This window comes from Kitasatospora sp. NPDC059827 (assembly GCF_042731675.1).
In the GTDB taxonomy this organism is placed as follows: Bacteria; Actinomycetota; Actinomycetes; order Streptomycetales; family Streptomycetaceae; genus Kitasatospora.
This window is the reverse complement of record NZ_JBHWIV010000019.1, coordinates 117,328-135,362: the sequence shown is the minus strand read 5'-3', so window position 1 is coordinate 135,362 and position 18,035 is coordinate 117,328. Positions and strand designations below refer to the sequence as shown.

Here is an 18,035-nt window from a genome sequence, read left to right as displayed (position 1 = left end):
CCGTTCCGGTGGCTTCGGTGACCGCGAGCGCTCGGGCGGCTTCAACCGTGACCGTGACGACCGCGGCGGCCGCTCCGGTGGCTTCGGCGACCGTCCGGCCCGCTCCTTCGGCGACCGCCCGTCCTTCGGCCGGGACCGCGACGAGCGCGGCGGCAGCAGCAGCAGCCGTCCGTTCGCGCGCCGTGACGACCACCGCGCCGGTGGCCGTCCGCAGGCCGACCGCGGTGGCTTCAACCGTGACGACCGTGGTGGCCGTTCCGGTGGCTTCGGCGACCGCGAGCGCTCGGGCGGCTTCAACGGTGGCGGCTTCAACCGCGACGACCGCAAGCCGCGCTGGAAGAACTGACCTCGGACGAGGTCGTGCGGCCCGGTCGGTGATCGACCGCCGGCCGGCTGACTGAACCACACACGAAGGGCCCGCTCCGTCCCCCGGAGCGGGCCCTTCGTGTTCCCCCGGGTATCCCCCGATACCCCCCACACCTCGCTGGTACTCGCCCCCGAGGTGTTGTTCTGGAAGTGAGAATAACCTGTGGCGCGCGCTGAGGGTAGTCCCGTAGCGTCACGGACATGAGCAGCAGACTGCACGAAGTGGCACGGGTGAACGAGGAGATCGCCGCGCGGGGGAGCTACCGGACGGCCGGGGGTGAACTCGTGCAGGTGGGGGAGCAGTTGGCGGCCGCCCGGGCCGGCACGGTGTCGTACTCCCCGGAGGGGCTGGCGGCGCTGCTGGCGGCCGGGGAGCGGGGGCCCGCGGGCGGGCCGGTCGAGGTCACGGCCGAGGGCAGCGTCGAGGCGGCCCGGCGGCTGGTCGCGGCCGGGGCCGGGCCGGTCGGGGTGCTGAACTTCGCCTCCGCGCGCAACCCCGGCGGCGGGTACCTGCGCGGCGCCCGCGCCCAGGAGGAGGACCTGTGCCGCAGCGCGCTGCTGTACAGCTGCCTGCTGGAGGCGCCGGACTACTACGAGGCGCACCGGGCCTCGACGGACCTGCGGTACAGCCACCGGGTCGTCGTCTCGCCCGGCGTGCCGGTGGTCCGGGACGGCGGCGGCGGGCTGCTGGCCCGGCCGTACCCGGTCACCTTCCTGACCTCGCCCGCCCCCAACGCCGGTCAGCTGGAACGGCGTTCGGCCGGTGCGGACGTCCGGGGCGTGCTCGCCGAGCGGGCCGTCCGGGTGCTCGCGGCGGCGGCCCGGCACGAGGTCCGCGCCCTGGTGCTCGGCGCCTGGGGCTGCGGGGTGTTCCGCAACGACCCGGCCCAGGTCGCCGAGGCCTTCGAGGGCGCGCTGGCCCGGTACGGGGGCGCGTTCGAGCGGGTGGTGTTCGCGGTCTGGGACCGTTCGCCGGTCTCGGCCAACCGGGCGGCCTTCGAGGCGCGGTTCGGCCCGGCGGTCGTCCCGTCCTGAACCGGCCGGCGGTTCGGCGTCCGCAGCTCAGCGCCCGCGCGCGGTGCGGCTCAGCGCTTGCGCGCGGAGAGCAGCGTCGCCGCCGTCGAGGCCGCCGCGACCACCCCGGTGACGGCGAACACGGACGGCCAGGCGCCGATCCGCTTCGCCAGCGGGTGCGAACCGCCGAAGGCCGCCACGTACAGGCCGGTGAGCGCCGCCGCGGTCGCCGTGCCCGAGCTGCGGCGCCACTGCGCGGCCGCGCCGGCGCCGGCCACCGCCAGCACCACGCCGCCCAGCTCGCGCCGGCCGCTCCAGCGGGCCACGCCGTAACCGCCGACCAGGCCGCTCGCCGCGGTCAGTGCGGCGGGCGCGGCGGATGCGAGCGCGTTCGGGACCTTCGCCATCGTCGACTCCACTCGTGGGGCTCGTAGGGCTCGTAGGGGACGTGCGTCGGTTTCCGACCCTAACCCGGTGAACTGAGCGGCCCGCCGGGGGCCCGGGGGCCGGGAGGCTCAACCGAAGGCCGCGGCCGGGGAGGCCCCCGGCACCGTGCGGGCCAGCCGTCGTGCCGCCTCCGCCGGGTCGAGCACCCGCTCCAGCCGGAGGTCGCCCGGGACCTCCTGGAGGAAGCGCCCGGCCGACCAGCTGCGTGCGTACGGCAGCGGCTCCAGCACCAGGGTGCGTACCCCGTCCAGCAGCGGGACGTCGCTGGGCGTGCCCTCGTTCCATAGCCAGGAGCCGTCCGGGGCGACCAGGTTGAAGGCGCCGGTGGCGGTGAGCCGCCGGCCGTCCAGGACCGCCGTCCGGGCCAGCGCCACCACCTCCGGGTCCTGCGGGAGGCCGGGCAGGTGGCCGCCGCCGATCAGCACGTCGGCGAGCAGGGTGTGCAGCTGGAAGGTGTCGCTCAGCCCGCTCATCCGCAGCAGGTAGCCGGTGCCGGTGGGGCGGTCGAGGACCAGCAGCGGTTCGTCGTCGAGCACCAGCGCCAGGTGGGTGAGGCCCTTGACGTCGTGGCGCTCGCCGCCGTACCGGTCGAACAGCTCCAGCAGCACCTCGGTGACGCCCGAGGCGCGGGCCTCGGTCCGGACGGACGGGTGCGCGTACACCGCCCGGGCGGCCTGCTGCCACAGGTGCAGCGTCCACCAGGCGACCACGGCCAGGTGGGCGTGCCAGGGGTCGAGGTGCTCCGGGTCCTCGATCCGGGCGTGGGCCTCGGCCGGATCGTCGGCCTCCTGGTCCGGCAGCGGCCCGCCGCCGGTCCGCGCCCAGTGCTCGACCAGCCGCTGGGCACCGGTCAGCGCCCCGCGCAGACCGGCCAGCACCGGGCCCGCGCAGGCCACCGGATCGGCACCGGACTCCACGCAGGCGCCCACCACCATCGCCAGGTGCGCCCGGGGGAACGGCGGCGCGTCCGGCAGCAGGGCGGCCAGCCGGGGGCCGGCCGCCCGCCGCTCGGCCTGATCGGCCGGGCCGAACAGCCCGCCGACCAGGCCCAGGGCCGGGCCGAAGCCCTCGTCGTCGCCGGCCGCGACCACCGCCTCCAGTCCGGCCACCGCCGCCAGGAGGGTGGGCTGCTGACGGGTCGGCGGAACGCTCTGGGTGGACATCCGCCGCAGCATAAGCGGATCACGCCGGGCTGTCAGCCGCGGGTGCGAGACTGCGGCCATGACGGACAGCGCTCCTGACAGCACGGCCGACCGGGCGGTCACCGACGGCCGCTACCGGATCCGCAACGTCGGCAGCGGCCTGCTGCTGGAGGTCGCCGAGGCCTCCCGGCGCAGCGGCGCCCGGATCCGCCTCGGCCCGGCCGACGGCACCGACGCCCAGCTCTGGCTGCTCACCGCCGTCCACCCGGGCGGCGCCCTCTTCCACATCGAGAACGCCGGCAGTGGCAAGCGCCTGGACGTCACCGGTGCCTCCCCGGACGACGGCGTCCCGATCCAGCAGTGGTCGGCCAACGCCTTCGGCGCCCAGGAGTGGCTGCTGGAGGCCCATGTGGACGCCCCGGGCACCTACACCGTCACCAGCTTCATCAGCGGCAAGCCGCTGACCGCCACGGAGGCCGGCGTCCAGCAGTGGGAGGACGCCGACGCCCCGACCCAGTGGTGGCGGTTCGAACGCCAGGACTGACCCCGGGCCGGGGGTCCTGAGCCTGGGCTGCCCTCAGGCCGAGAGGTTGGCCCGGAGGGCGGCGAGCTCAGCCTCGGTGGTGCCGTGGGCGGCGAGGTAGGCCGGGACGGTGCCGTGGTGGGTGCGGATCCAGGCGAGGGAGGAGGCGAGGAGGGCGGCGTCGACCGGGCGGGAGACCCGCTCGGTGCCGGTCTCGTCGACGTACGGGGTGGGGCCGTCCTCCAGGCCGAGGCCGGCGTTGGAGCGCAGGAAGTCGGCGGTGATGTCGGCGTCCGAGGCGCCCAGCAGGGACTGCAGGACGGCGACGGTGAGGCCGGTGCGGTCCTTGCCGACGGCGCAGTGCACGATCACCGGGACGGCCTCCGGGGCGGCCAGCCGGCGGATCACGGCGGCGAGCGAGGGGCCGGCGGTCTCGGGCATGAAGGTGTAGAGCGCGGCCTGGTCCTCGGGCCACGGCCGGGTGAGGTCCCCGCGGTCGGCGGGCAGCGTCGGCAGGTTGAGGGACTCGTGGTCGAGGCCGTGCCGCTGGTCCGGCCAGACCTCCAGCTCGAACGGGCTGCGCAGGTCGATCACCGTCCGCAGGCCGAGCTCCTTGAGCTTCCGGGCGCCCTCCTCGGTGAGCGTGTGGAGGGAGCCGGAGCGGTAGAGGACGCCCCGGCGCAGGGCGCCGATCCCGCCCGCGTCACGGAAGTTGCGCACACCGGGGATGTCGATGAAGGCAGCGGTCATGGCCCCCACGGTACGGGCGCGGACGGAGCGGGGGGAAGGAAACCGGAGAGGACCGTTCGCCGAATCCCCGCCCCCGGGTCGGGGCCGTCAGCGCCCGCCGGAGACCTCCAGGAACGCCCCCGTGGTGTACGAGGCGGCCGGGGAGAGCAGGAACAGGATCGCCTCGGCGACCTCCTCCGGCTCCCCGCCGCGCCGCATCGGCAGGCCCGGGGCGACCCGGTCGACCCGGCCCGGTTCGCCGCCGAGCGCGTGGATGCCGGTGTGGATCAGGCCCGGGCGCACGCAGTTGACCCGGATGCCCTCGGCCGCGACCTCCAGTGCCAGGCCGCGGGTCATCGAGTCCACCGCGCCCTTGGCCGCCGCGTAGTCGACGTACTCGTTCGGCGAGCCGATCCGGGAGGCGGCCGAGCCGACGTTGACGATCGCGCCGCCGCGCCCGCCGTGCCGGGTGGACATCCGGCGGACGGCCTGGGCCGCGCACAGGAACGGGCCGGTGATGTTCGCCGTCCAGATCCGGTTCAGCCGCTCCTCGTCGATGTCCTCCAGCCGGCACTGCCGCTCCAGCGTGCCCGCGTTGTTCACCAGCCCGGTGAGCGGGCCGAGTTCGGCGTCCACGGTGGCGAACAGCCGCTCCACCTCGGCGCTGCGGCCGACGTCCGCCCGGACGGCGATCGCGGTGCCGCCGTCGGCCCGGACGGCGTCCACCACGGCGGCGGCCGAGGCCTCGTCCGTCCGGTAGTTGACGCACACCCGGTAGCCGCGGCGGGCGGCCAGCAGGGCGGTGGCGGCGCCGATGCCGCGGCCGGCGCCGGTGACGAGCAGGACTCCGTCGGTGCTGGTGGTCGACATGGGCCGTACGCTACCCGGCCGGCCACCCCCGCGCGGCGGCTTCCCGCAGCGCGGCGACCTTGGGGGCGCGGCTCCTCGGCGAGTCGAGGCCGAACCCGCGGGCGTCGCCCAACTCGTCCCGGACGAACGCCTCGGTACGGGCCACCGCGGCGCGCAGCGCGTCGTCCGGCGGGACGAAGGACTGGTGGACGATCTCGGCCCGCTCGGTGTCGTACTCCCACAGGCCGACGATCCGGCCGCGGTCCAGCACCAGGTGGGTCTGCGGGTCGGCCTCGCCGCCGAAGGTGCGCCCGGCCCGGCCGGCGGGCAGCGGGCGGGCGGCGTCCGCGGGGTCGAGCAGCCGGGACAGGTCGCGGTGCAGCAGGTGGATGCCGTCGATGCCGGCCAGCAGGGTGTAGTGCGGCTCGGCCGGCCGCTCGAACCCGGCGAACTCCTCGGCGAGTTCGGGCGGCAGCAGCAGCTCCGAGCCGGGGGCGAGCGGCACCGGGCCGGCCTCGGCGACGGCCCGGCGGGCGGTGGCCGCGGAGAAGCCGGAGAACCAGCGGAAGTGCCCGAGGGTGGCCGGCCCGGCCCAGGAGAAGTAGCGGCGGGCGAGGTCCACGGCGTCCCCCGCGACCGGCTGGTCCCAGCCGACGTAGCCGTAACGCTGTTGGTCCAGGCGGCCGTTGACGGGCACCCGGCGGATCCGGCCGCGCGACTGCAGCAGCCCGAGGGCGAGCGGCAGGGTGGTGGCCAGGCCGCGTTTGCGACCCGCCTCGCCGAGCGGCCGGACGGCGTCGCCGACCGCCTCCCGGATCGTGGTCGGGTCCAGCGGCCCGCCGTCGGCGAGCGCCCGCTCGATGGCCAGGCAGAGCTGCTCCACCTCGTCCCGGCCGACCCCCAGGTGCTTCGCCGCGGCCGTCAGTTCGCCCTCCGGGGCGGCCGCGCCGACCGCCAGCCCGAGCGTGAAGTCGGCGGCCGGCAGCAGGTACGTACAGCCCCGGGCGGACGGCAGCTCGTGCACCGCCAGGTCGGCCACCGCCGCGTCCACGGCCGCCCGCCCCAGCCCGGCCCGGGCGAACAGGCCCAGGTACGGGGCCGCGCCGCCGACCGAGCGGGCCCAGCCGGTCGCGGCCAGCACCTCGGCGGCGGACGCCCCGGGGTGCGGGCGGTCCAGCCACTGCCGGTGCGACCACCAGGCCCGCAGCTTCTCGACGCCGACGGCTTCCGGACGGGGATCGTGCTCCATGGGGCCAGTATCGGCGGCCGGGCGGGCCCCGGACCGGAAATCGCTCGCCCGGCGCGGCCCGTTCCGGAGAGGATGCGGTACCCGGCAGAACCGGTGATCGAGAGGAGGACGCATGACCGACACACCCGGCACCGTGCTGCTCTCCGGCATCGTCGGCTCCACCGCCTACGGCTTCGCCCACGCCGGCTCCGACGTCGACCGGCTGGGGCTGTTCGCCGTCCCCACCGAGGAGTTGCACGGACTGCACCGCCCGGCCGAGTCGCACGTCACCACCGAGCCGGACGTCACCCTGCACGAGGCCGCCAAGTGGTGCCGCCTGGCACTGTCCTGCAACCCGACCGCCTCCGAACTCGTCTGGCTGCCCGAGGAGCTGTACGAGACCGCCACCCCGCTCGGCCGGGAGCTGGTCGGGATCCGGTCGACCTTCCTCAGCGCCCCCGCCGTCCGCCGGGCCTATCTCGGGTACGCGGACCAGCAGTTCCGCAAGCTGCTGACCCGGGACACCACCGACCCGGCCACCCGCCGGCGGGCCGCCAAGCACGCCCGGCACCTCGTCCGGCTGGTCGAGCAGGCCGTCCGGCTGCACCGCACCGGCCGCAACCTGATCCGGCTGCCCGACCCCGAGCGCGTCCGCGAGCTCGGCGAACGCATCGCCGACCGCCCCGCCACCGCCGAACAGCTGCTCGCCGAGGCCGCGGACCGCCTCGCCGGCCCCGGCGTCCTGCCCGAGGCCCCCGACCCCCGCCCCGCCGAGGCCTGGCTGCGCCGCGTCCGCGCCGCCCACTACGCCCCGCCCCGGGGCGCACCCCCGGCACCCGGCGCGCCCACCCAATCCACTGGCGGAGCCCTGGGGCCCACCGGGTAGGATCACCGTGGCCCTCTCCACCCGGGACTCCCCGGGGCGCAGGGCCGCGGGCCACTAGCTCAATTGGCAGAGCTGCGGACTTTTAATCCGTAGGTTCAGGGTTCGAGCCCCTGGTGGCCCACCGACGAAAGAGCCAGGCCAGACACCAACTGACCTGGCTCTTTCTGCGTTTGACGCTTCCTCGCGGTCTGCGCAGGTGCCTTGCCTAGCCTTCATTTTGTCCCCTTTGTCCCCGAGCGGGGACGGAGCGGGGATAGAGCCCCCGAAGTGCCCCCTCCTGGCCCCTTTCCACCCACGTCCATGGCGGTCCAGCAGCCTCCAAGTTCGGGGCGAACCCTCACCCTTCGTGCGCGCTCTCGGCGTCGGCGGCCGGGCGCACCGCCTGGCCGTCGTGCACCAGCCAGGCGACCTGCTTGTCCTCTCCCCATCGGCAGTACGCGATCCACGGCATCGTCGGAGCCGGCCGACGGACGGCAGTCACCAGCCCGGACCGCCATGCACCGCCGATCCTGATCCAGGCCAACTGCCAACGCTCCTGATCGCCCGGGTCTGCACCCGGGGGCGGCGCGAGTTCGCGCGGCACGGCTACGGCATCGCGCCACCGGCCGAAGAACGGCGCGCCCGCCGGCGCGGCTTCGCCCAAGTCCGTGATCGGGCGGATGGTCGCGTCTGAGAACACGAACCACCCCCACCCGCTGTCGGGGTCGGAGCTCCACATCACATGGACGACCCACAGCGGGCTGCCCGGCGGTCGCCGCCAGACGGTCAGCATGGCCGGCTGCCAGCGCCCCTGCCGCCGGATCTCGACCAGCCGCCACTTCCTGTGGTCGCGGCTGGGCCCCGGCAGGGTCATCAGAGCCGCAGGTGCGACCTCGGCGTCGCGCTGCTGCTCCGCGGCGGCCGGGATAGGGGGTTCGGTGGTCGACATAAGGCCATTATTCGATTGCATGTTCGAGTGACCAACCATCAAGGGTTCTGGTTGAGGAATTTGATAACGATATGGTTTCGGCCGAACATGCGTTGCGATCCACCGCTCTCGATATATGCATGTAAGACCCATTTTGCGCTGCCAGAGGGCCTAGCCCATGGGCGAAAGCGTGCTGGATTAGCGTCACGCTTCTGTGGCAGAGTGGACCTACGATCGAGAGGAGGCGTGGATGAGCAAGCGGCCCGAGCCCGGCGAGGCGATGCCTCGGTCCGAGCTCCATGAGGCGTACGGGGGCAACCGCCAGAGCGGGATCTCGATCTCTGGGCAGGCGGGCATGATCCACCTGTTCTCCGACCCGATCGCGACCGAGAAGTTCGGCCTGGCCGACGGGTTCGCCGAGGACGGGACCTACCTCTACACCGGAGCCGGGCAGAAGGGCGACCAAACACTGACCCAGGGCAACAAGGCACTCCTGACGCACAAGGACGCCGGCCGCGACGTGTACGTGTGGCAGAAGACGGACCGGGCGGTCTACCGCTGCCTCGGCCAGTTCGAACTCGACCAGGAACAGCCCTACGTCTCCGAGGACGCCATCGATGCCGATGGTGATCTCCGCACGGTGATCGTCTTCCGTCTTCGGTCGGTGGGTGACCCGGTAGCCACCACCCCGGTGGTGACCACGATCCCGGGCCCGGAGCGCCGCATCGCGGAGGAGAGGGCGGTGATCGGCAGCCGCGGGCTCAGCCAGCGAGTGGTCCGAGCCAACCGGGACTCCGAGGCCGACCTCTCCCGCCGGTACCGCGCGCACCTTGAGCGCCTCGGCCACGAGGTCGTGCGATACCAGATTCAGCCGCCCGGCGAGGTGCGGCCGTTCGTCACTGACTTCTACGACCGGACCGACAACGTGCTGGTCGAGTGCAAGGCGAGCCCGACGCGGCAGGCCGTGCGGCTGGCGATCGGCCAGCTCCTCGACTTCCGTCGGTTCCTCTCGCCCACGCCGCGGCTCGCCGTTCTCACTGGGTCCAAGCCCCGCCAGGACCTCATCGACCTGTGCAGCTCGATCATGGTCGAGGTCATCTGGTTGGAGGAGGACGGCGCCTTCACCTCAAGCTTCGACTGAGGTCGGGGCGCTGGCCGTGCCTGGCCGAGCCCCGACCCCGTCGTAGAGCGTCGCCCGCAGAGTTCATCAGGCGCTGCGGGCGATGACTGTCCTGCCCTCTCGTGAACAGGAGCCCTTCCAGTATGGCTGAACCCCCGGACCAGCAGGACAACGCCGTTTCGGCCGCCGCGGGCGGACAGGGCGACAGCCCGGTGCGCGCTGGCGTCTACGGCGCCGCGCTGATGGCTGGCGTACTTCTGGTGATCGTCGGCCACACCACGCCGGTCGAGGCGAGCGGGTTCGTCACCCCGTTCCTCGTCTTCTTCGAACGCCGGCGCATGTGAACCGAAGGCCGGGGCGCCCGAAGCAGGGCGCCCCGGCCTTCGCTGTCATCGTCCCGGGCAGCTGCGGGGACGGACCGCCGGCCGGGCCGTGGTGGCCGCTGTCGTCGTCTTTGCGGTCAACCCGCTTGGCCGGGGACTGTTACAGAGGAAGGTTCCTCAGCGCGAGGTGCCGGAGGCTCCCGGATCAGGCTGTTGGCGAACACTTCACGGGAGAGCGCTTCCGCGATCTCAGCACTCCCCATCCCCTGCAGTACAGCCGTGGCGCGGAGCGCATCACGCAGTCGGGGGTCCTCGATCTGCTCGATCTCCTCCTCGAGCCGTGCCAGCTTGCGCCGGTTCTCTACGTCGGTGCGCAGCTTGTCGAGGTAAGCGTCAGCCCTCTTCTTCGCCTCGGCGTTGATGCGGAAGAAGAGCAGGGAGATCGGCTGGATGACGAAGCCGGACAGAAGCGCAACCCCCGACTGGGGCTGGAGGCTCCCGGCGTAGATTGCGTCAAGGCCCCCGGCGAGCATGACCAGAAAACCCAACACGGATGACCCGATAGCGAATGCATGAGTCGCCGAGGCTTGGCCTCTGGCTTGGGCGTAGTACCGGTACAACAGATCAGCGCCACGGTCAGGTTGAGGTACGACGACTATGCCGCGCCAGCGGCGACGGCGACGGATCAGGCCGGCTCGTTCCAGCTCGCCCATCGTCGCCGCCTCGGTTCCGTACCGGATCGAGGTGTATCCGAGGGATCCAAGTGCTAGGAGCAGTACTGCTGCTGCCTCTGCCTGGGTCTGGCCTCGCGCGTCACCTGATGCAAGGGTGACGAGGTCGCCAAGAATCACTGCACCGCCATGTTGCTCAACTAACCTTCTTGTGAAGGTGTTTACTGGATCTGCGGTAGCGAACTGATGCGTACCAGGGCGCTCTAACTCGCCGTAGGCGATGGGTGAACACTGGCCGTGCCTGACGGAACATTGACAGCGGCCAGCTTGAGCAGGAACGGTGGGGCGAGACGCAGCATCGTCTCGTGCCCGTCGGCATCCGTCGTGGCGAGAACGCTGTTGATCGCGTCGAAGGAGAACACCAGCTCCAACGCCGTCAGCGCCTGCTGGCCAGCGGTTGGGGAGGGCTCAGCCAGGCCCTTGATCAGGTACATCCGACTGATGCCGAAGAACTGACCGAGGGCCCACTCGCGGCTGGCCTCGCCCGGCTGCTCGGACTCGATCTCCGCCTCGACCGCGCAGCAAAGGGACCGGGCCCAGACGGCCATCTCCCCTGCCGCCGTCCAGCCGGCCTGCAGCCGCTCCAGTGGTGCTTCCCGGGCCACCGAGACGAAGTGGTTCATGAAGCTGTCGACCGGAAGCCCTGGCAGCTGGTGAGTGGGCATGGTCCGGACGGCAACGAGAGGGTCGCGGGGGTCGGTCTCCAGCAGGTGCGCGGTGTACTGCGGTGCCCCTCGGCCGGCCTGGGAACGGGCCATCCTCGCGATCACCTCCGGGTCGATCCCGCCCGGCCCGCCGACGGCCGCCGTCAGGCCGTGGAACAGCAGACCGGTGTTGTCCAGCGGCTCGGCGCACGCGCCGGCCGGGTCGAAGTCGGCGGCGAACTGCCACAACTCGGCGAGCGCGGGCAGCTGTCGCAGCTGCTTGTCGATCACCCGGATCCGGCGGTTCACTCCCGTGAGGCGGTGCGCGCCCTCCTGTGCGACCTCGTCGGCCTGGTCACTTACCCACTCCTGGATGTCCCCGTGCTCCGGGGCCGGGCCGAGCCGGGCGGTGATCCGGTCCGCGAACCGGACGACCTGCCGGGCGAACGCCTCGCGGACTGTCCCCTCCGGGACGGGCAGTCCGGCCCCGAACGCGCTGAGTGCCAGGTAGAGGGGGTCGGCGCCGGGGCGGCTGTGCTGGCCGAGCCACACCACGAGGTCGACCAGCGCCGGGTCGGCGGTGGAGGTGCTTCCGCCAGTGGGTTGACCCAGGAACGTGCGGGAGTTGGCCGGTAGCAGGGGGCGGGGCTGGGCGCGCCAGCGTTCGAGCTGGCGGCCGGACACCTCTGTACCGCGCTCGGCGGCGAGCTGAAGCAGCAGTTGATCGGCCGCGCTGGGCTGGGTTCTCACCATGAGTTAACGCTACTGGCAAGGGAGTTGGCCCTGCCTCGCTGCTGGCGTTCGTGGTATACGGCGCGGGTGCGGCGGTGCTGGGGCGGCGAGTAGAACCCCCCGAGGTCTCCCGGAATCAGAGGGCGGGGCGTCTGGTCTGCTGGGTTCACCGGCCCGCACAGGCTGGCCGGTGAACCCGAACCGGGATGGCCAAGGAGGTCTCATGGGGTACAAGTTGATGACACGCGTGGACGGCGCAGTGAGTGGGCGCCGACGCCAGACGGCGGGCAGGCGCAGCCTGCAACGGTTCTGGTGCGGCGTGATGGCCGGCTCCGGCTACGGGCTGGGCAACGCCGTGGCCGCATGGCTGGTGTGGTGGGTGCACAGTCGGTAGAAGGGGGGCCGGAGTGCTCCTCTCCGCCCCCTCGGGTGTCGCCCACAAGGTCGCTACGTCGCGACAATGTCGCCTTGGAGCTGGTCGTCGTCGCCTTCGGGAGCGCTGGCAGTGTGCATCTGGGCGGCCTGCTCCAGGGCGTGTTCGAAGGCGCTCTCCACCGCGGCCTCGTCAGTGCCTCGTGCGACGACCTCGATGGTGCCGCGCAAGCCGTGGCGCAGCTGCACGGAGCTGACGGCGGCCTGGTCGGTGTACAGGTCGCGCTCGAACTCGAAGCAGGGCTGTTCGAGGAGCGGCAGTTGGTAGATCACCGCGCCGGAGCGCCGGTCGACGCCAGCCACGGCGGAGTGCAACTGCTGGTGCCGGGGCTGGCGCTCCCACAGCACTCCCCTGCCGGACCAGCGGGTGCGCTTCTTCGGCATCATCGCAGGGCGTTCCTTCAATCCGGCGTAGCCGTGGGCCAGGAGCTCGTTCCACAGGTCCACGATGGCGTGCGCGTCCTCCGCGTTGGTCATGGCGACCTCGATCCCGCCGAGCACCAGCAGGTACACCAGCGGGGCGCTTGTGCTGCTGCGGGACTTCACCGGGACGAGGGCGGCGGCCTTCTCGGCGTTCTCGCGGTCCAGGGACGGCAGGACGGAGGTGTAGGTGTCGGCGGTCAGTACGTACGTGGCGTGGCCGAGTACCTCCTGCACGACCTTGAGGTCCGCGCCCGCGCCGAGCAGCAGGGTCGCCGCGAGGTGCCGCAGGTCGTGCAGGCGCACGGGCGGCAGGCCCAGCTTCTTGCACAGCAGCTCGAACCGGTCGGTGAGGTAGTCCGGGTTGATTTCGCTGCCGTCCTCGCGGACGAACACCTTGTCGGTCACCGGCCACGCCCGTCCGGCTTCGGCCGCGTCGCGACGGGCCTCGGCCATCCGGTCGCGGTGGTCCCGCATCTCCTGGAGGGTGTGGCTGTCGAGGGCGAGCGTGCGCTCGCTGTCGGCCTTCGGCTTCTTCCCGAGAGGCTTGCCGCCGACGGTCACCACCTGCCAGTCGACGGTGATGACCGCGGTCTCGAGGTTGGCCTTCGACCACTCGAAGCCGGCGGCCTCGCCCCGGCGTAGTCCTCGGAAGATCGCCAGGTGCCAGAACGCGCGCAGCCAGTCCCCCTCGATCCCGTCGAGGAACTGCCCGGCCTGCTCCGGGGTCCACACCATCACCTTCGACGGCTTCTCGCCGGTGCGCCGCCACGCCTCCACACGTTCCGGGGTCCACAGCAGCGCCTTCGGCCGCTTGCCGGAGGGCAGGTCGACCAGGCTCGCCCAGTTCCGGCTGATCTGGCCCTTTTTGACCGCCGCCGTGAGAGCGGAGCGCAGGGTGGCGCGGATGCGCTGCATGGTCGCCGGGGAGACGATGCGCATCTGGGCGTGCGGCTCGCGCTTGGGTATCTCCGGTGCGGGCACCGGCGGAGGCTGGGCGTTCCTCTTCGGCCGGCCCGGCTTGCGCCCGTACAGGGCCTTCCACTCGGCGTACTCGGTACGAGCCTGGGCGATCAGCGCCAGCTCGTAGGCGATGACGACGTTGCGGGCCTGGATCGCGTCAAACATGTCGGCGATCGGCTCGGCGGTCAGGTCCTCCAACTTGATGTGGCCGAGCGCGGGGATCAGGTAGATCCGCAGGTGGCTCTCGTAGGAACTGGCGGTCGTCGGCTCCAGGGTCTTGCGCTGATCCAGCCACTTGATCAAGTACTGGGCGACGGTGGTGCGGTGGTCGATCACCTCGCCGCGGTCGACCTTGGCGATCGCCTTCTTCAAGGCGGCCAAGGCGGCGTCCTTGTCCTCGTAGCCGCCCTTGCGGTCCCGATTGGGCTTGCCGTCGGGGCCGGGCTTGAGCTTGAGGTAGTACCACCATGTGCCGTGGGCCTTCTTACCTTTCAGCTTCGGGCAGCGGGAGCCGAGTTCGCGCATCCTCGGCTTTCCCTGGGCGTCCAGCACCGGCTGCCTGTCCTCGTCGAGGACGGGCTCGCGGCAGGTGCAGCGGCGGTAGACCGACCCGGGACCGTCCTTCTTCGACTCGCGCTCGCTCATCTCTCTCAATCGGCGTTCGGGCCCCGCTGGTTGGGGCGGTGGTTACGGCACGCCCACAGTCACTGTTGCCGTGCAGGTCAGGGCACAGGGCGTTGTGGTTGTGGGGGGTTGGCCGTGACCGTACGGCCGGGGGCGCGGTTGGGTCGCGCTGAGGCTGGACGGGGTCAGCCGCGCTACCGCCGACATGGACGGGGGTGGACCACGGTGGACGGAGGAGAGGCCGACAGGCCGCTGCCATGCGGTGCTGGCCAGGGTTTCGCACGGCCGCAGGCGACCGGTCCGGACGGGGCAGTAGCCGTTGGCAAGGCCGCCATTCGCGGCTCGCATGGGCGATGACCTGCACGGATGTGGCCTTCGGTGTACCGGTGCAGCCGGTGCGGCACACACCCGGACTGCCCGCACCGGCCATGGACGGCGGGACGGTAGGGCCCGGGGCGGGCCAGGGTGCGGGCATGACGACGAGCCCCGTTCCCGCCCTTCCCGACCCCCAGGTCCAGCCGACGATGACCGTGCCCGAGGCCGGCCGGCTCTTCGGCCTCGAGCGCGCCGCCAGCTACAACGCCGCCCGGCGCGGTGACATCCCGACGATCACCGTCGGCCGTCGTGTGCTCGTGCCGACCGCGAAGCTGCGCGTCCTGCTGGGGTTCGACGCTCAGGCCGCCGACACGGCCGCCTGAGCGTCACCGCCTCGCCCCGATCGCCGTGCCGGCCTGCGGACCCGGCACCCCACCCTGGTAGGAGACCACCGGCATGCCCTGGTTCGCCGTCGGCGACAACACGGACGACCACCCCAAGATCCTCGCGGCAGGCAACGCCGCCACCGGGTTGTGGGTGCGCTGCGGCGCCTACGCGAGCGCCCACCTGACCGACGGGGTGATCCCCGGAGCGATCGCGGCGAAGAACGGCACCGCCACGCAAATCGCCAAGCTGCTCGCCTCCGGACTATGGCACGAGGCCGGACACGCGTGCACGCGCTGCCCGCAACCGCGGCGCGGCGACTACGTGATGCACGGCTACCTGGACGCCAACCCGAGCCGCCGCCAGGTCCAGGAGCGGCGCCAGCGCGCGGCCGAGAAGAAGCGCCAGCAGCGCAACCCGCCGCAGGACGGCGACGATTCCGCCGACGACCCAGGACCAAACTCCTTCCCGTCCGGGGAGGACTGCGCAGGCCAGCCGCCCGCGTCCCCGGGGGACGTCCAGCGCCCTCGTGCGCGCCCGGCCCCTCCCCGCCCCTCCCGCAGGGAGGGGGCTGGTGCGGGTGGGGAAGGTGCAGGTGGGTGGGGGCCGGCAGCGCGCCAGCACCCCCTGCCCGACGGCTTCTGGCCGGACGCTGCGGCGCTGGCGTGGGCGGCGGCCGACGGCCACCTGGACCGCCTCGGCGGCCCGGCCGGGCTGGCGGCCGTGACAGCGGCGTTCACGGACTGGCACCACGGCCGCGCCACCCTCGGCGCGGACTGGCAGGCCATGTGGCGCAAGTGGGTGCGTGAGCAGCGGCAGCAGCCCGGACGTCCTTCGCCTGACCGTTCGGTGGCCGGGCCCGGCCGCCGAACTGCGGCACGCCGAAGGCCCGCCCCTGCGGAGCAGGTGAGCGTCGCGGACCGGCTCGCCTCGATCGAGACCGCGATCGCACACGACCAGGAAGCCGAGCCCGCCACTGACCGGCCGTTGACGCTGCTGCCCGCAGTGCCAGCTGCCGGAGCCCGACCCGCAGGCGCGACACCGATGCCGGGGCAGAGGCCGCTGATGGCCGCGCTGCCCGGAGGACGCGCGGCCGCTCCCGACCTGCTGGAGGTGCTGGAGGCGATCGCCGACCACGGCCAGGCCCACGCCGTAGCCCTGTTCGGCTGGCGGGCGGTGGCGGCACTTCTCGTCGACGACACCGCGGCAGCCGGAGATGCATGAGCATGCTGCCGACGCGAGGCCTCGCCCGGTGCCGCCGGTGCGGCACGGCCGTGCACTGGACCATCACCGCCGCCGGCGCGCGACTCGCCGTCGACGCCAACCCGTGCGCGATCGGCAACACCGCGGTCTACCGCGACGGCATCGGCACCATCCGCTCGCGCCGCCCGAACGCGGAACTGCCGCTGCTGTCGTACGAGCGGCTGCACCAGCCGCACGCGGCCACCTGCATCGCGCGGACCCTGGAGAGCAACCCTTCGCGCCGTCGCGTGTCTTGACGGTGTGGGGCCGAACCAGCCTGCCAGTCCAGTGGGCTGGCTGAGATCAGATCGACGGAGGAAGGGCGCGTGGCGCAGGAGTACGAGACGGTGCTGGCGGCGCTGCGCCGCTGGGGGAACGTCCGGCCGACCGAGGGCGGCTGGCTGGCGCGCTGCCCAGCGCACGACGACCGGCAAGGCTCCCTGCTGGTGCTCGCGGCCGGGGACGGCCGAGTGGAGCTGGACTGTCTGGCCGACGGGTGCGAGACGCAGGACATCGCGGGGGCGCTGCGGCTGGGCCCGGAGTACGTGGTGGTCGCGCCGCCGGCGTTCGAGGACGGCCCGGGCTGGATCTGGCCCGGCTACGTGCCGTCGACGGGCCTGAGCCTGATCGACGGCGAGGACGGCGTGAGCGCCCTGACATTGGCCTTGGACGTCGCGGTGCGGGCGGCGACGGCGGCGGCCCTGCCCGACGGGCAGCAGCCCCAGGCGGCGCGCACCGTGCTGGTGCTCGCATCGCCGCAGACGGCCGGGCGGACGGCGGAACTGCTGGAGGCCTGCGGGCCGGGCAGCGAGCGGGTCGAGGTGGCCCCCGTGCTGGGTGGCCGCGGTGGGCGGCGAGGGCTGCGCCTGCCCGGCGACGCCGACCAGCTGGAGCGCCTCCTGCGCGAACACCGCCCCGACCTGGTGGTGCTGGACCTCATGACGATTTGTCCGTACCGGATACCCGTCGAGAGGGTGGTGCGGGCGCTCGCGGAACTCGCGCAGCGCGTCGGAACCGCGGTCCTGGCGGTCCGAGACGCGTCGAAGCGCGCGGGCTGGTCGTCCTCACGGCGGGCGCAGGAGGCGTCGCAGTCCTCGCACGCGGCGGCGGTGCACATGGCTGTCCACGGTGCGGACGGGGCGATGGCGCTGGTGCCGGTGTTCAGCAGCGAGTGGGCGGTCATGGGCGGCTTGCAGTTCCGCCAGGCGGGCCGGACCCGGCCCGTGGCGTGGAGCAGCCGCTTCGCGAGCGGGCGCGACGAGGCGATGAGCGTCGCGGACCTGTCGCGGCGGCGCCCGGCGAGCACCAGCGCCTACAGGCTCCTGGCCCGCATGTTGGCGGCCGGCCCGGCGCCGACCCGGGACGTGCTGGCGGCGGCCGCGGCCGTCGGGCTCGCCCCGCGAACGGTGCAACGGGCACGGCGCCAGCTCGGGGTGGTGGCGTCGAAGACGGCGAGAGGCTGGGTGCTGTCCCTGCCGGACCGGGGCTCCTCGGTCGGAGGAGCCCCGGTCTCAGATCAGTGACTCGGCTGGGGGCCGCGCGGGGTGCTCGGGGTCGGGGAGGGAGCCGAGGTCGGGAGCAGGGTGGTGAGGGCGGTCGGGGACGAGGCGGGGGCCGTGACCGTCGGGGCGGTCACGATCTGCGTGGCCGTGATGGTCACGGTCACGGTCGGGGCGGGCTCGGTGATCGTGGCCGCCGGGGCGGTGACGGTGACCGTGGCAGGTGTCTCGGGCAGGGTGATGGCGGCCGGGCTCGGGGCGTTGACGGGGCAGGCGGCCGCCGGGGAGAGAGCAGTCTGCGGGTCCATCGTGGGGGCCGCCGGGGCGGTGGCGGGCATCGGCTGCGCCGGGGCGGGACTGGTGGTCACGATCGCCGGGTTGGCCGGGGCGGTGGTGGGGTGGGTGCTGATGGCCATGCCGGTGGTGAAGGCGGTGGTGAGGGCGAAGGCGACTGCCGCGTGCCGGGCGGTGATTCGGTTGGTCGGGGCCATGGTTGGTCTCCTTGAGGCTGGGGC

Annotated in this window: 20 protein-coding genes, 1 tRNA gene and 1 pseudogene; 12 read left to right on the top strand and 10 right to left on the bottom strand. The window is 73.2% G+C overall.

Annotation, left to right across the window (positions count from 1 at the left end; genetic code table 11):
* Positions 1-346 (top strand): annotated as a pseudogene (locus tag ACFV8H_RS15315) (RNA helicase); the annotation flags it as partial.
* Between the two features lie 221 nt (positions 347-567).
* Positions 568-1,401: a TIGR02452 family protein gene (locus tag ACFV8H_RS15310; RefSeq protein ID WP_380399862.1), complete on the top strand. Its 834-nt coding sequence runs from the start codon at positions 568-570 to the stop codon at positions 1,399-1,401.
* Between the two features lie 50 nt (positions 1,402-1,451).
* Here ACFV8H_RS15310 and ACFV8H_RS15305 read toward each other — a convergent pair whose 3' ends face one another.
* Positions 1,452-1,787, bottom strand: a complete 336-nt coding sequence (locus tag ACFV8H_RS15305) for a hypothetical protein (protein ID WP_380399860.1) — start codon at positions 1,785-1,787, stop codon at positions 1,452-1,454.
* Positions 1,788-1,895: 108 nt separating this feature from the next.
* On the bottom strand, positions 1,896-2,990 hold the full coding sequence (locus ACFV8H_RS15300) for a hypothetical protein (RefSeq protein WP_380399858.1): 1,095 nt from the start codon (positions 2,988-2,990) through the stop codon (positions 1,896-1,898).
* 58 nt (positions 2,991-3,048) lie between these two features.
* Between ACFV8H_RS15300 and ACFV8H_RS15295 the strand changes: the two genes are divergently transcribed.
* Positions 3,049-3,513 (top strand): RICIN domain-containing protein, encoded by a 465-nt coding sequence (locus ACFV8H_RS15295; RefSeq protein WP_380399856.1) that lies wholly within the window; start codon positions 3,049-3,051, stop codon positions 3,511-3,513.
* Positions 3,514-3,546: 33 nt separating this feature from the next.
* Here ACFV8H_RS15295 and ACFV8H_RS15290 read toward each other — a convergent pair whose 3' ends face one another.
* The 3 genes from ACFV8H_RS15290 to ACFV8H_RS15280 form a co-directional block, all read right to left on the bottom strand.
* Positions 3,547-4,242: a tyrosine-protein phosphatase gene (locus ACFV8H_RS15290; protein ID WP_380399854.1), complete on the bottom strand. Its 696-nt coding sequence runs from the start codon at positions 4,240-4,242 to the stop codon at positions 3,547-3,549.
* 87 nt (positions 4,243-4,329) lie between these two features.
* Entirely contained in the window at positions 4,330-5,091 is a 762-nt protein-coding gene (locus ACFV8H_RS15285) for an SDR family oxidoreductase (protein WP_380399852.1), read from the bottom strand.
* 10 nt (positions 5,092-5,101) lie between these two features.
* Positions 5,102-6,319 carry a DNA glycosylase AlkZ-like family protein gene (locus tag ACFV8H_RS15280; protein WP_380399851.1) on the bottom strand — a complete coding sequence of 406 codons (1,218 nt, stop codon included), beginning with the start codon at positions 6,317-6,319 and terminating at the stop codon, positions 5,102-5,104.
* 112 nt (positions 6,320-6,431) lie between these two features.
* On the opposite strand from ACFV8H_RS15280, the gene ACFV8H_RS15275 reads away from it, so the two are divergent.
* Positions 6,432-7,184 carry a DNA polymerase beta superfamily protein gene (locus ACFV8H_RS15275; protein WP_380399849.1) on the top strand — a complete coding sequence of 251 codons (753 nt, stop codon included), beginning with the start codon at positions 6,432-6,434 and terminating at the stop codon, positions 7,182-7,184.
* Between the two features lie 48 nt (positions 7,185-7,232).
* Positions 7,233-7,305: transfer RNA gene (locus ACFV8H_RS15270), tRNA-Lys, on the top strand.
* Between the two features lie 216 nt (positions 7,306-7,521).
* Here the strand turns inward: ACFV8H_RS15270 and ACFV8H_RS15265 are convergent.
* Positions 7,522-8,112, bottom strand: a complete 591-nt coding sequence (locus ACFV8H_RS15265) for a hypothetical protein (protein WP_380399847.1) — start codon at positions 8,110-8,112, stop codon at positions 7,522-7,524.
* A 229-nt stretch (positions 8,113-8,341) separates the two neighbouring features.
* On the opposite strand from ACFV8H_RS15265, the gene ACFV8H_RS15260 reads away from it, so the two are divergent.
* Positions 8,342-9,232, top strand: coding sequence for a restriction endonuclease (locus ACFV8H_RS15260; protein ID WP_380399845.1), 891 nt, complete (start codon positions 8,342-8,344; stop codon positions 9,230-9,232).
* Positions 9,233-9,354: 122 nt separating this feature from the next.
* The gene (locus ACFV8H_RS15255; protein ID WP_380399843.1) at positions 9,355-9,555 is read left to right on the top strand and encodes a hypothetical protein; all 201 of its coding nucleotides are present in this window, start codon (positions 9,355-9,357) and stop codon (positions 9,553-9,555) included.
* A gap of 116 nt (positions 9,556-9,671) precedes the next feature.
* Here ACFV8H_RS15255 and ACFV8H_RS15250 read toward each other — a convergent pair whose 3' ends face one another.
* Complete coding sequence (locus ACFV8H_RS15250; protein ID WP_380399841.1) at positions 9,672-10,385, bottom strand: hypothetical protein; 714 nt, start codon at positions 10,383-10,385, stop codon at positions 9,672-9,674.
* Between the two features lie 83 nt (positions 10,386-10,468).
* Positions 10,469-11,662, bottom strand: a complete 1,194-nt coding sequence (locus tag ACFV8H_RS15245; RefSeq protein ID WP_380399839.1) for a hypothetical protein — start codon at positions 11,660-11,662, stop codon at positions 10,469-10,471.
* Positions 11,663-11,900: 238 nt separating this feature from the next.
* Between ACFV8H_RS15245 and ACFV8H_RS15240 the strand changes: the two genes are divergently transcribed.
* Positions 11,901-12,035 (top strand): hypothetical protein, encoded by a 135-nt coding sequence (locus tag ACFV8H_RS15240; RefSeq protein WP_380399837.1) that lies wholly within the window; start codon positions 11,901-11,903, stop codon positions 12,033-12,035.
* A gap of 53 nt (positions 12,036-12,088) precedes the next feature.
* On the opposite strand, the gene ACFV8H_RS15235 is transcribed toward ACFV8H_RS15240, so the two are convergent.
* A complete protein-coding gene (locus tag ACFV8H_RS15235) occupies positions 12,089-14,101 on the bottom strand; it encodes a tyrosine-type recombinase/integrase (RefSeq protein ID WP_380399835.1) in 2,013 nt (670 codons plus the stop codon).
* Between the two features lie 452 nt (positions 14,102-14,553).
* On the opposite strand from ACFV8H_RS15235, the gene ACFV8H_RS15230 reads away from it, so the two are divergent.
* From ACFV8H_RS15230 to ACFV8H_RS15215, 4 genes are all read left to right on the top strand, one after another.
* Positions 14,554-14,778 carry a helix-turn-helix domain-containing protein gene (locus ACFV8H_RS15230; protein ID WP_380399833.1) on the top strand — a complete coding sequence of 75 codons (225 nt, stop codon included), beginning with the start codon at positions 14,554-14,556 and terminating at the stop codon, positions 14,776-14,778.
* A gap of 73 nt (positions 14,779-14,851) precedes the next feature.
* Positions 14,852-16,003, top strand: coding sequence for a hypothetical protein (locus ACFV8H_RS15225; protein WP_380399831.1), 1,152 nt, complete (start codon positions 14,852-14,854; stop codon positions 16,001-16,003).
* Between the two features lie 2 nt (positions 16,004-16,005).
* Positions 16,006-16,278: a hypothetical protein gene (locus ACFV8H_RS15220; RefSeq protein ID WP_380399829.1), complete on the top strand. Its 273-nt coding sequence runs from the start codon at positions 16,006-16,008 to the stop codon at positions 16,276-16,278.
* A gap of 69 nt (positions 16,279-16,347) precedes the next feature.
* A complete protein-coding gene (locus tag ACFV8H_RS15215; RefSeq protein ID WP_380399827.1) occupies positions 16,348-17,544 on the top strand; it encodes an AAA family ATPase in 1,197 nt (398 codons plus the stop codon).
* Here ACFV8H_RS15215 and ACFV8H_RS15210 read toward each other — a convergent pair.
* Positions 17,538-18,011: a hypothetical protein gene (locus ACFV8H_RS15210; RefSeq protein ID WP_380399826.1), complete on the bottom strand. Its 474-nt coding sequence runs from the start codon at positions 18,009-18,011 to the stop codon at positions 17,538-17,540. The two genes, ACFV8H_RS15215 and ACFV8H_RS15210, sit on opposite strands and share 7 nt — an antisense overlap.
* Between the last annotated feature and the right edge of the window lie 24 nt (positions 18,012-18,035).

Coding starts and splice junctions, on each gene's coding strand:
- ACFV8H_RS15290 (WP_380399854.1), bottom strand. CDS start 4,242: ATGACCGCTGCCTTCATCGACATCCCCGGTGTGCGCAACTTCCGTGAC.
- ACFV8H_RS15300 (WP_380399858.1), bottom strand. CDS start 2,990: ATGTCCACCCAGAGCGTTCCGCCGACCCGTCAGCAGCCCACCCTCCTG.
- ACFV8H_RS15305 (WP_380399860.1), bottom strand. CDS start 1,787: ATGGCGAAGGTCCCGAACGCGCTCGCATCCGCCGCGCCCGCCGCACTG.
- ACFV8H_RS15280 (WP_380399851.1), bottom strand. CDS start 6,319: ATGGAGCACGATCCCCGTCCGGAAGCCGTCGGCGTCGAGAAGCTGCGG.
- ACFV8H_RS15265 (WP_380399847.1), bottom strand. CDS start 8,112: ATGTCGACCACCGAACCCCCTATCCCGGCCGCCGCGGAGCAGCAGCGC.
- ACFV8H_RS15245 (WP_380399839.1), bottom strand. CDS start 11,662: ATGGTGAGAACCCAGCCCAGCGCGGCCGATCAACTGCTGCTTCAGCTC.
- ACFV8H_RS15260 (WP_380399845.1), top strand. CDS start 8,342: ATGAGCAAGCGGCCCGAGCCCGGCGAGGCGATGCCTCGGTCCGAGCTC.
- ACFV8H_RS15285 (WP_380399852.1), bottom strand. CDS start 5,091: ATGTCGACCACCAGCACCGACGGAGTCCTGCTCGTCACCGGCGCCGGC.
- ACFV8H_RS15255 (WP_380399843.1), top strand. CDS start 9,355: ATGGCTGAACCCCCGGACCAGCAGGACAACGCCGTTTCGGCCGCCGCG.
- ACFV8H_RS15230 (WP_380399833.1), top strand. CDS start 14,554: ATGACGACGAGCCCCGTTCCCGCCCTTCCCGACCCCCAGGTCCAGCCG.
- ACFV8H_RS15225 (WP_380399831.1), top strand. CDS start 14,852: ATGCCCTGGTTCGCCGTCGGCGACAACACGGACGACCACCCCAAGATC.
- ACFV8H_RS15275 (WP_380399849.1), top strand. CDS start 6,432: ATGACCGACACACCCGGCACCGTGCTGCTCTCCGGCATCGTCGGCTCC.
- ACFV8H_RS15210 (WP_380399826.1), bottom strand. CDS start 18,011: ATGGCCCCGACCAACCGAATCACCGCCCGGCACGCGGCAGTCGCCTTC.
- ACFV8H_RS15310 (WP_380399862.1), top strand. CDS start 568: ATGAGCAGCAGACTGCACGAAGTGGCACGGGTGAACGAGGAGATCGCC.
- ACFV8H_RS15220 (WP_380399829.1), top strand. CDS start 16,006: ATGCTGCCGACGCGAGGCCTCGCCCGGTGCCGCCGGTGCGGCACGGCC.
- ACFV8H_RS15235 (WP_380399835.1), bottom strand. CDS start 14,101: ATGAGCGAGCGCGAGTCGAAGAAGGACGGTCCCGGGTCGGTCTACCGC.
- ACFV8H_RS15295 (WP_380399856.1), top strand. CDS start 3,049: ATGACGGACAGCGCTCCTGACAGCACGGCCGACCGGGCGGTCACCGAC.